Here is an 11,739-nt window from a genome sequence, read left to right as displayed (position 1 = left end):
GATGATTTCGTTATAATTGTAAAATAACAAATAAATGTGTGGAAAGTGTGAAATTTCCCTTTCCTACTTCATTTACATATATAATGTACAACAAATAGAATTTGAGGTGTGCCAATTATGCTTTTTCCTGATTTAGCGAATAAAATTGTACGAGAAGTACGCAGGCTAATTAAAGAAAATATTATTATCATTAATATACAAGGCGTTATTATCGCAAGTACAGATATAGAAAGAATCGGCCAATTTCATGAGGGCGCACTCCGCTGCGCAAAACAAAAGAAAACTGTCATTATTACAAAAGAGGATGAACGACGTTTGCAAGGCGTAAAGGCAGGTATGAATCTCCCTTTACTATTCCATGACGAAGTAATTGGTGTCATTGGAATCACAGGCGAACCTGAAAATATTTCACAATACGGAGAAATATTACGTAAAATGACCGAACTACTCATCCATGAAAACTACTTTTTAGAACAACTAGAACTTGAACACCGTTCTTATGAGGCATTTGTCTTTGATTGGCTTCAAAACACAGACTGGTCTCCAAGCTTTCTCGATCGTGCCAAAACACTTGGTATTGATTTATATAAGAAAAAACAACTTATTTTGTTCTCTATCGATCAAAATGACACGATGCTTCAGCGTAAGATTTGGCAACATGTACGCAATCTATTAACAAAGGAGCATCTATTTATTCGCTGGGGAAATGATCGATTCATTTTATTTACAGCCACGAACTCCAAAGAGCAAACGTATCAATTTTTAAAACGATTAAAACAAGACTGTGAAACTTTGTTTTCTGTTCCTTTATATATCGGGATTGGACAATCCGTTACGCCAAGCAATATGAACTTATCATACGAACAAGCATTACAAGCTCTTTCCGTATCACTTGAAACGAAAAACATTGTATTTAATGAAGATTTACGTTTAGAAATGTGCTTACAAGATATTTCTGCTGAAACGCGGGAACAGTTTCTAAAGCGCACCATCGAAAACTTACTATCATCGCCTGAACTTATGCACACTTTACGTTTATTTATTGATTATAACCAATCCTATAAACAAACAGCGGAGCAATTACATATCCACATTAACACATTGCATTACAGACTAAAAAAAATTGAGGAGTATACAGGACTTGATCCGAAACAATTCAAAGACTTAAACATTTTATACTTCTCGCTCCTCTTATTAGATAATCATACAAAAAAGAATGATAAAATAGATTAATCTTTAGATGATTATACATAGAAAGAATCCTCCAACTTTTTTATCATTATAACGAAAGCACTGTGACAACGTTTTTTATGATGACTAATTACGTTAACAGTTTGAGGGGGATTTCCAATGTTAGAAAAACAAATTATTGATTCATTCGTATCCATTGTTGGCGAAGATAATGTGGATACATCCAATATGGGGCGTTTAACGTATAGTTATGATGCCACTCCAAACTTCCAAGCAATGCCTGATGCAGTCATTGCTCCTCGTAATACAAATGAAGTAGCTGAAGTGTTAAAAGTATGTAACACTCATCATATTCCTGTATATGTTCGTGGTTCTGGAACAAACCTTTGTGCAGGGACATGTCCACTTGAAGGCGGTATCGTCCTTATCTTCCGCCATATGAATAACATTTTAGAAATTGATGAAGAAAATTTAACAATTACTGTACAAGCTGGTGTTATTACCCTTGATATTATTAAAGCGGTGGAAGAAAAAGGTTTATTTTATCCACCAGATCCAAGCTCAATGAAAATTTCTACAATTGGCGGTAACATTAATGAAAACTCAGGTGGATTACGTGGATTAAAATATGGCGTAACACGTGATTATGTGATGGGTCTTGAACTTGTCTTACCAAATGGTGATATGATTCGTACTGGTGGTAAATTGGCAAAAGATGTAGCTGGTTACGATTTAACTCGTTTATTTATCGGTTCTGAAGGAACACTTGGCGTCGTGACTGAAGCGATATTAAAACTTGTTCCTATGCCTGAAACGAAGAAAACGATGCTAGCACTATATGAAGATATTAATGAAGCTGCACGTGCTGTTTCTTCTATTATTGCAAATAAAATCATTCCAGCGACACTTGAGTTTTTAGATCAGCCGACCATTGAAGTAGTAGAAGAGTTTGCACAAATCGGTTTACCAACTGATGTAAAAGCAATTTTATTAATTGAACAAGACGGCCCGCCTGAAGTTGTGAATCGAGATATTGAAAAAATGGCTAACGTTTGTCGTTCTATGAATGCAGTTGATGTTCGCGTTGCAAAAGATGAAGCGGAAGCCGATGCGCTTCGTACAGCTCGCCGTAGTGCACTGTCAGCACTGGCAAGATTAAAGCCTACTACAATATTAGAAGATGCAACGGTACCACGATCACAGATTGCTCCGATGGTTGAAGCCATTAATGCCATTGCTAAAAAATATAATATTCCTATTTGTACGTTTGGACATGCTGGCGATGGTAACCTACACCCCACTTGTATGACAGATGCTCGCAACGAAGAAGAAATGCACCGAGCTGAACAAGCTTTCGCTGAAATATTTGCAAAAGCAATCGAACTTGGTGGCACGATTACTGGTGAACATGGTGTTGGTGCAATGAAAGCTCCGTATTTAGAAATGAAATTAGGTAAAGAAGGTATTGCTGCTATGCAAGGAATTAAACACGCCTTCGATCCAAATAACATTATGAATCCAGGAAAGATGTTCGCGAAGGACACTCGCAAAAGAGTGGTGGTTGAGCGATGACAACATTAAATAAAGAAAACATTCAAAAAGAATTTAAAGAACGATTAAGTGAAGATGAACTACTAAACTGTATGCGATGTGGTTTCTGCTTACCAACTTGCCCTACTTACATTCAATCTGGATATAAAGAATCACATTCACCAAGAGGACGTATCGCATTAATGAAAGCGGTCGTTGATGGTTTAATTGAGCCAGATGAAGATGTTGAAAACACATTAAATGTTTGCCTCGGCTGCCGTGCTTGTGAACCTGTTTGTCCATCTGGTGTAAATTATGGACATTTATTAGAAGAAGCCCGTGATATTATAAATCAAAACAAAAAATTCTCAGTGCCAGTGAAAGCTGTTCGAAAAGTCGTTTTTGAAGGATTATTCCCGCATCAAAATCGAATGAGAACATTAACCGGACTAATTGGTTTTTATCAGCGTTCTGGTTTACAAACGCTAACACATAAAACAGGGATTATGAAGTTATTCCCTGAAACACTTGCAACAATGGATCTCGTTTTGCCTAAGGTTCCTAAAATGAAAGCAATGAAAGATCGTCCTGAATTTTTACATGCTGAAAGTACGAAGAAGAAACAAGTTGCATTCTTCACAGGTTGTTTAATGGATACAATGTTTTTAGAAACAAATAACGCAACGATGAAACTGCTTCAGTTAGCTGGTTGTGATATCGTTATTCCGAAAACACAAAGTTGCTGCGGGGCATTACATGGGCATGCTGGTGAGAAAAATGGAGCAAAAGAATTAGCAAAACGCAATATAAAAGCATTCGAAGATTTAAACATCGACTATATTATTACGAATGCTGGTGGTTGCGGAGCTTACCTCGTAGACTACGATTACCTGTTAAAAGATGATCCACAGTGGGCTGAACGGGCAAAGCAGTTTGTTTCTAAAATTAAAGATATTACTGCTATTCTAGTAGAACTAGATTTCCATAAACGTAATGACTTACGACTCACACCACAAGTTATTACGTATCAAGACTCATGTCACTTACGCAATGTTATGCGAACATCTTCAGAACCTCGTATGTTACTAGAAGCAATTCAAGGCGCAACATACCGTGAAATGAAAGATGCGGATCGCTGCTGTGGTTCTGCTGGTATTTACAATATTGTTCATTCAGAGTTATCCATGGAATTTCTAGATTATAAAATGGATCGTGTGCATGAAACAGAAGCCGCAACCATTGTTACTGCAAATCCAGGTTGTTTATTACAAATGAAATTAGGCATTGAGCGAGAAGGTATTTCTCATAAAATGAGAGGAATTCACATTGTTGATTTATTATTAGAAGCAATTGAAACCAACTCGTAATAACTCGTAACATACGTAATAATAGGAAAACGGCTATCTCCTTCGTCTATGTAAAGAGATAGCCGCTTTTTTGTCCGCTACAACATTAAAAATATGTTACTTTATTATAAAAAAGAACAACAGAAACATTACAGTTTTGTAAAAAACAATCCAGTATATTCCTCAAAAAAACGCTCAAACCATTGATACAATAGGATTCTTCATTTTCAATATAGGTACATTTATCCAAAAACCCCCTCTTATAACCACGTATAAAAATGCTGAAAATTCCTTTTATACTCTATGTTTCTCTTATTTTTCCCCTTTTCCCCTCTTAGGATAAATTAGGTAAATTTTAAGTCTATGAATTTTTTTCCATCTTTTTTCTCACAAAATCTATGCTACGATGAATTTGTCAGTCAGACAGGCTGTCAAAAACAAATCGTGTGAAAACAAATTAAAACTTTATATAGGGGGACACACATCATGAAAAAGCGTGTTTTATTATCTGTAGCTGCTGCAACGGCTCTTACTTTAGGAGTATCTTCTCTAGATGCACAAGCTGCAACAGTACAACCATCTAACATAAAGGTTCAAAATATTCAGCATTCAAAAGTGATGATGAAGCAAATGAGCCAACAAGAATTACAAGCATTCTTACAATCTATGGGTGTTGAGTCATTAGCACAATGGCAACAAGGAAACTTCCAACCAAATTGCATTATTCCTGGTCAACAAGCTACTGAAAATGTTGTAACTGAGCAACCAACAGCTAAGCCAGAAACTCAAAAGCCTGCTGAGCAAAAACCTGCCGAGCAAAAGCCTGCTGAAGAAGCTCAAAAACCAGAAGCTCAAAAGCCTGCTGAAAACAACAATACGCAAAAACCGGCTGAACAAAAACCAGCTGAGCAAAAGCCTGCTGAAGAAGCAAAATCTTTAAGTGAGTTCGAACAACGTGTTGTTGAATTAACAAACGCTGAGCGTGCAAAACAAGGTTTACCAGCTTTAAAAATTGACACTGAATTAAGCAAAGTAGCACGCATTAAATCTGAAGATATGCAAAAAAATAACTACTTTGACCATAACAGCCCTACATACGGGTCTCCGTTTGACATGATGAAGAAGTTTGGCATTTCTTATACATCTGCAGGTGAAAACATCGCCCAAGGCCAACGTACACCTGAAGAAGTAGTACAAGCTTGGATGAACAGTGCTGGACACCGTGCAAACATCTTAAATAACGGCTTCACTCACATCGGTGTTGGCTATGTAGAAAGCGGCAACTACTGGACACAACAATTTATTACGAAGTAAATAGATTAAAAGAGTCTTCTCATAATGAGAAGACTCTTTTTTACGTTTCATAACTTTCTATTATGTATGAGTATAAAGCATAGAACATAAACAAAATAGATCCACCACTTATTACACTAAGTAACACATAAAATCCCCATTTCAAGTTCAAAAACAATGAAAACAATATACTACATGCCATCACTTGAAAAATCCGTCTACTCACTAAACGGATCTTTGTTAATTTGATTGAGTCTTTTTCCATACTCTGAACTTTTTTAAACGCCTTACTAAGCATAAAAAGAAACATACTAATCCCTATTGTTAGTCCTGTTTGAAAGGATATCACGCTTCCAAAATTAATAAAGAGAATGAGCATATGGATAAACAACATAAATAAAGTAATCGTCTTTAGAAATCCACTTATAATGACATGCTCGTCTTCATTAAACTTATATATATTATGTGAAATAATATACATCAATCCATGTAAGAAAATAATAAGACAAGGAATAAGTGCTATAACAACTTGTTTACTCATAAACTCGTTTGGCCGACCATTTACATCCCAATGTACCGCCAAATGCTCTGGTAAATATGGATAGAGACATAGAGTCACTAAAAGACAAGCAAAAAATATTCCTAGTATATATTTATATTTGATCAAGTGATTCTCACCTCTCTTTTCTCTTAACGGCTTCGCTTCTTTTAGAGAAATTCCTGCAAAAATCTACTTTTCTCAAATTTAAACTTACACTTTACGCATTCACTCTTTGAAATTCTTTCATTGTGTCATTTAATTTTGTAGGAAATGGTACATCAACTTCAATCTCTTCTTTCGTAATGGGGTGTAAAAAGTTTATCTTCATCGCATGTAACGCTTGCCTAGACATATATTTCGTTCCTCCACCATATAAAATATCCCCAACTAACGGATTACCATTATAGCTCATATGAACACGAATTTGATGGGTTCTACCAGTTTCTAATTGTAACGTTACGAGCGTAACATTTTGTTTTTTAAAATACTTCTCTACTTTATAATATGTGATTGCTTGATCCCCCTTTGGAGAAACACGTCGTCTCGTCGCATGATGGCGATCTCTTCCGATAGCCGCGTCAATTGTTCCTTGCTTCTTTTTCACTTTCCCTTCTACAAGAGCCGCATATGTTCTTTTAATTTTTCGTTCCATTAATAAACGATCCATAATTGCACCAGCAATTCTATGTTTAGCAAACACGACACCACCTGTCGTATCTTTATCTAACCGATGAATATGACGAACCTTCGTCTCTAAACCTTGCATTTGAAAATGAAAGGCAACAAGATTTGCAAGTGTTCCCATCCCGCCTTTTTCAGCAGGGTGCGTATCCATCTTCTCAGGCTTATTGACAATGAGTACATGATCGTCTTCATATACTACATGTAATTCACCATATTCAGGCTCTACACCGTATTCTTCCTCCATAAACATATGAACTTGTAACTTTTCGTCCTCTTTTAAAAGCTCATTCCATCTTCTCTGTTCTCCGTTAACAGTAACACCTTTTTCCATACGAAGCTGATGTAACAACTTTTTCGGTATTTCCCATTCTATTTTTAATAGCGACTCAATGCTTATACCATTCCATTTCGCTGGCACAGTAATTTCGCACCATTCGCCCTTCTTCTTCGTTTCCATACTGTATCACCTTATTTCTATTGATTCTCTCATTGTAACGGAAAATACACTTTGATGCACCGTCAAAAATAGAGGACAGTCTTATAATAGACTGCCCCTCACGCTCTACGCCTTCTCATTTCCTGCAACACTTCTTCCGCTTTTTGTTCATACGATAAATCTTTAAAGAAATCCGCCAATCTCTTATAATCGTTATACGTATCTAATAAGTCATCCATCTTTTCTGTTTTCATCACTTGTTGTTTTTGCTTCATTTTTACCGGATAACGATATCCCGATACTTCTTGTATTTTGTAATACTCATCCTCTACTTGAATGACCTTTACAAGTTCCTCTTCTTCCGCATCCATCGTATACCCATCAAAATCTCTAAGCAATTCATAAATGATATGAGTCCACTCATCTTTTGGATAAAACCCTTTTTCTAACCGATAACCGACAATGCGATACATATGCCCATCATTTTCTGCAAACTGTACTGTATCATTTAGCTTAAATTTAAAATAACGAAACATTGTCTTCACCTACTTATATGTAATGTTCTTATCACATACTATTTGCAAAATGTAGGTCTTGCTATTCATAAAAAAATACTCATCTTATAGATGAGTATTTTTTACGATGATTTTTCTCTTTTCTTTCGAAATGGTAACCACCAGTTCCAGTCTCCAAACAATTTCATTAAACTTGGTACGAGCATAAGACGAATAATTGTTGCATCAAGAAATATCGCTAATGCAACGCCAAGCCCCATTTGCTGTACTGGTAAAATATCAGTAAAGGCGAAAGCACCAGTTACAACAATCATAATTAATGCAGCTGATGTAATAATTCTACTTGTTGAAACAAGTCCTTCTAACGTCGCTTGATCGTTATCCCCTGTTTCTTCATACAGTTCATGGATACGCGAAATAAGAAATACTTCATAATCCATGCTAAGCCCAAAGACGAGGCCGAAAATGAAGATTGGTAAAACAAATAGAACTGGACTTGCTTCTAAACCAAAATGACCACCTTCGAATAGCCAAACAACAATTCCAATTGTTGCGCTTAAACTAAGTATATTCATAATAATCGCCTTAATTGGAATGAGTATAGATCGAAATGCAAATAATAATATAACAAACGTCGATCCAAATATAACAGACATACCAATTGCAACTTTATCTTTAATTTCATCTTCTAACTCTTGTTGGAACGTCGTCATTCCGCCTAGATAATATGTAACGTTCGTTTCTTTATAATTTTGTTTAAAATCACGAACCCACTGTTTCCCAATTTCTGTACGTGGTTTTGTATCTAAAAAGACTTCGATTGTTGTCTTATTTCCTTTCGTATACGCTTCAAATACCGGAGCTATTTTAACAGCTTCTGGCGACTGTAACATCCCAGCAACTTGATCTGATTTCATTCCATTTAAACTGTCGTATAAACTTCTTACTTCATATACTTTCTTATCATCTTTTAACTTTTGAACGACTTCTTCTACCTTTCGTAAACTTTCCTTTTCTTTCATATCTTTTTTCGTCTCTACGACTAACGTAACATCGGCATGTGTTTTTGCAGTTTCATTAAATGCCTCTTCGTACTTCTCATATGCAATTCTTGTATCACTTTGTTTAGGTAAAGCCTCCACATCAGGGAACTGCAAATTAGCTGTACGTAATGGTAATAAGCAAATCACAATAAATGTTGTAACAACAATAATCATCACAATTGGATGTTTCATTACAAATTGTGCAAATGTACGCCACGCCTTTGCCGGTGTATGTGCTACTTGATTCTTTTTTAATATTCGTTTACCGATTAACGATAATAACGCTGGAAGAAGTGTGAGCGAGAATAAAATACTCATAATCACAACAATCATTCCACTAATTGCGACAGACTGAATATAATCGATTTTAAAGAAAAACAAACCGGATAGGCCAACGAATACACATAATCCTGAAAATACGATTGCCCGCCCTGCTGTTTGATATGTAATTGCTATTGCTTCTTTTACCGTTCGCTTTGCAACTTCCTCTCGAAAGCGATTTACAAATAATAGCGCAAAATCAATAGATAATGCAAGTCCAATCATCGGTGCAACATTTAACACAAAGATAGATAGTTCCTTATCGCTACCTATAAAATATAGTATGCCCATCGTACTAATAACACTAAGTGCCCCATTTACGATTGGTAAAATAGATGCCAAAAGGCTACCGAATGAAAATAGTAATACGAGAAATGCAATTGGTAACCCAATCATCTCTGCTACTTTTAAATCATTTTGCGTTCTTTCATTAATCTCTTTGTTAATTTTCGGAAACCCTGTAGGTGTTACTTTTAATGCTGCATTACTTTTCTTTTCGATTTTATCAGCAAATTGTAATGTCTTTTCCATTCGTTCTTTATTTGTTTTCCCGGAAAATAAAATTGTCGCATAGCCGATATCATCTTGTAACATTTCTTTATTTTGCACTGGATGATGGAAAGATTCATATGTCTCTTTCTCTTGTACATTTTTTACAATAACCTCTACTTGCTTTTGAAATTCCTCATGTGAAACGCCCTTATTTTTTTCAAAAACGAGTAGAAGTGTATCTTGAGACCTCTTAAAATCTTTATCTAAAATTTCTTTCGTTTTTTGATAGTCCCCTTCCGTTTGGAAGCCATCACCACCTAATACGCCTGGTAGCTTTGGTGCGAATATACCGAGTGCTATCGCAACCAATAGTAAAGCTACAATTACTGTATAACGAAACTGATATAAAAAAGCTCCTAACTTTCCCCACTTATCTACTTTATGTACATTTGTTTTCATACATTTTCACCTACTTTACATCATTCAATTGTCACTTATACTGTATCACATCTTAATGGAAACAAAAAACGTCTAGAAAAACTATAATAATAGTTTTTCTAGACGTTTTTATCTCTCTTTATTAAGACCAAGTCTCTCAGTAAGTAAACGATGGCAATAAATCACCATAATTAACAAAATACCACCTACGCAATAACCAGCTAAAATATCAGTTGGATAATGTACATTTAAAATAACTCTACTTAATCCAATCGACACAATTACTATTCCCATCAAAATTGTTATAACATATTTCCCTGTTACACTCTTCAAATTTGCTGCAATGATATAAGCGAGAAACCCGAATGTCATAATAGATAACATTGCATGCCCACTAGGGAAACTATATCCAAGTGCATCCAATGCTTCGTTTAACGAAGGCCGATCTCTTTTCACAATTTCTTTTATCCCTTTATTCACAAGATGTGTGATTAAAATGCCCATTGGATACACGATCATCGCGGCATAATAACGTTTTCTCCAAAAAACAAATAAACTTATAACGAGCACAGTTACAATTCCAATGGCAGACCCTAATTTTGTATAGTGTGAGAAAAATGTAAGCGAACTTTCTGTTTGTAATCCTTTTACTAACCCTCTGACATATGTATCCATCACTGTAACACCACCAGCATGTACGCGCCAAGCAACAATGCCAAATACAGCAAATAATAAACCGATACACATTACCTCATATTGATGCAACTTTTTCAAACGATTTCCTCCTACTATGAAAAAATGCGATTTCTACTTTAGAAACCGCATTTCCTTACTTATTTACCTTTTGTTTTTAGCTCTGTCCAGTAACGATCATAATCTTTTAACTTATCATCTACATCAACAAGCCATTCCGTACGATCTAATTCTTCTTTCGTTAAAAAGATCATGTGGTTATCACGATATTCTTTACTATGAAGAGGATGAGCTTTTTCATTTGGATTACTGTATCCAATTGACTCGTAGTTTTTCACACTTACTTTCTCATCTAGTAAGTAGTTCATAAACTTCTCTGCAAGCTCTTTGTTTTTTGCACCTTTTGGAATTGCTAACGTATCAGCCCAAATTGTGCCGCCTTCTTTTGGTACAACGTACTCTACATCTTTATTATCTTTTGCGATAAATGCTGCATCCCCAGACCAAACTGTTCCGATCCAAGCATCTTCTGTAATGAATTTTTGTTTAATATTATCTGTATCAAATGCTAATAAGTTTGGAAGTAGCTTCTGTAAATCAGTTGCTGCTGTCTTTAACTGTGCATCGTCTTTCGTGCTGTTTGAGAACCCATGCTTCTTAAGACCCATTCCTAACACTTCACGAGAATCATTTAATAAAGTTACATGCCCTTTATATTTCTCATTCCATAGATCAGCCCAGCTTGTAGGTGCTTCCTTCACATACTTTTTATTGTATGCAATACCTGTTACGCCCCAAGTATATACTAAAGAATATTTATTTTCCGGATCAAATGCAGGTGTCTTAAAATTAGAAATCATGTTTTCGATATTTGGGATATTCTTTTTATTTAACGGCTCTAATAAATCCATTTTCGCCATTGTTTTAACCATGTAATCAGACGGCTGAATTAAATCATACTTCGCGCCACCTGCTTGTAATTTCGCAAGCATTTCTTCATTACTTGCATACTTATCATAGTTAATTTTCACGTTATATTTCTTTTCAAAATCTTTTAGCACTTGCTCATCAAAATTGTCAGCCCAGCTATAAATGTTTAATTCTTCTTTTTTTTCACCACAACCAGCAAGTACACCAGCAACAAGGCTAAAGCTAATTGCTGCGCCGGCTAATCTTTTCATTAATTTCATCGGTTTATTACCCCCTCGTACTTTCT

10 protein-coding genes are annotated in these 11,739 nt (G+C 35.5%); 4 read left to right on the top strand and 6 right to left on the bottom strand.

Going from position 1 to position 11,739, the window contains the following annotated elements; translation table 11 throughout:
* Nucleotides 1-117 precede the first annotated feature (117 nt).
* The 4 genes from ACTFRN_RS08370 to ACTFRN_RS08355 all read left to right on the top strand — a co-directional run bounded on the left by ACTFRN_RS08370 (nt 118) and on the right by ACTFRN_RS08355 (nt 5,381).
* A complete protein-coding gene (locus ACTFRN_RS08370) occupies nt 118-1,233 on the top strand; it encodes a CdaR family transcriptional regulator (RefSeq protein WP_000898629.1) in 1,116 nt (371 codons plus the stop codon).
* 117 nt (nt 1,234-1,350) lie between these two features.
* Entirely contained in the window at nt 1,351-2,763 is a 1,413-nt protein-coding gene (gene glcD / locus ACTFRN_RS08365; RefSeq protein ID WP_000890737.1) for a glycolate oxidase subunit GlcD, read from the top strand.
* Nucleotides 2,760-4,088 (top strand): (Fe-S)-binding protein, encoded by a 1,329-nt coding sequence (locus ACTFRN_RS08360; protein WP_074567592.1) that lies wholly within the window; start codon nt 2,760-2,762, stop codon nt 4,086-4,088. The genes glcD and ACTFRN_RS08360 overlap by 4 nt, the downstream gene beginning before the upstream one ends.
* A 465-nt stretch (nt 4,089-4,553) precedes the next feature.
* Nucleotides 4,554-5,381 (top strand): CAP domain-containing protein, encoded by an 828-nt coding sequence (locus tag ACTFRN_RS08355; RefSeq protein ID WP_074567593.1) that lies wholly within the window; start codon nt 4,554-4,556, stop codon nt 5,379-5,381.
* Between the two features lie 40 nt (nt 5,382-5,421).
* Here the strand turns inward: ACTFRN_RS08355 and ACTFRN_RS08350 are convergent, their stop codons facing one another.
* The 6 genes from ACTFRN_RS08350 to potD form a co-directional block, all read right to left on the bottom strand.
* A complete protein-coding gene (locus tag ACTFRN_RS08350) occupies nt 5,422-6,027 on the bottom strand; it encodes a DUF1648 domain-containing protein (protein ID WP_014893199.1) in 606 nt (201 codons plus the stop codon).
* A 91-nt stretch (nt 6,028-6,118) separates the two neighbouring features.
* The gene (locus ACTFRN_RS08345) at nt 6,119-7,042 is read right to left on the bottom strand and encodes an RluA family pseudouridine synthase (protein ID WP_000448337.1); all 924 of its coding nucleotides are present in this window, start codon (nt 7,040-7,042) and stop codon (nt 6,119-6,121) included.
* A 98-nt stretch (nt 7,043-7,140) separates the two neighbouring features.
* On the bottom strand, nt 7,141-7,557 hold the full coding sequence (locus tag ACTFRN_RS08340) for a hypothetical protein (RefSeq protein WP_000490293.1): 417 nt from the start codon (nt 7,555-7,557) through the stop codon (nt 7,141-7,143).
* A gap of 101 nt (nt 7,558-7,658) precedes the next feature.
* Nucleotides 7,659-9,851, bottom strand: coding sequence for an MMPL family transporter (locus ACTFRN_RS08335; protein ID WP_000856437.1), 2,193 nt, complete (start codon nt 9,849-9,851; stop codon nt 7,659-7,661).
* Between the two features lie 108 nt (nt 9,852-9,959).
* Nucleotides 9,960-10,577 carry a phosphatase PAP2 family protein gene (locus ACTFRN_RS08330; RefSeq protein ID WP_014893200.1) on the bottom strand — a complete coding sequence of 206 codons (618 nt, stop codon included), beginning with the start codon at nt 10,575-10,577 and terminating at the stop codon, nt 9,960-9,962.
* 86 nt (nt 10,578-10,663) lie between these two features.
* The gene (potD, locus tag ACTFRN_RS08325) at nt 10,664-11,713 is read right to left on the bottom strand and encodes a spermidine/putrescine ABC transporter substrate-binding protein PotD (RefSeq protein WP_000772496.1); all 1,050 of its coding nucleotides are present in this window, start codon (nt 11,711-11,713) and stop codon (nt 10,664-10,666) included.
* Nucleotides 11,714-11,739: the final 26 nt, after the last annotated feature.

The organism is Bacillus cereus group sp. MYBK245-2 (genome assembly GCF_051916145.1).
Lineage (GTDB): Bacteria > Bacillota > Bacilli > Bacillales > Bacillaceae_G > Bacillus_A > Bacillus_A pacificus.
The sequence above is the reverse complement of the archived record's forward strand: the minus strand, read 5'-3'. Positions and strand labels throughout refer to the sequence as shown.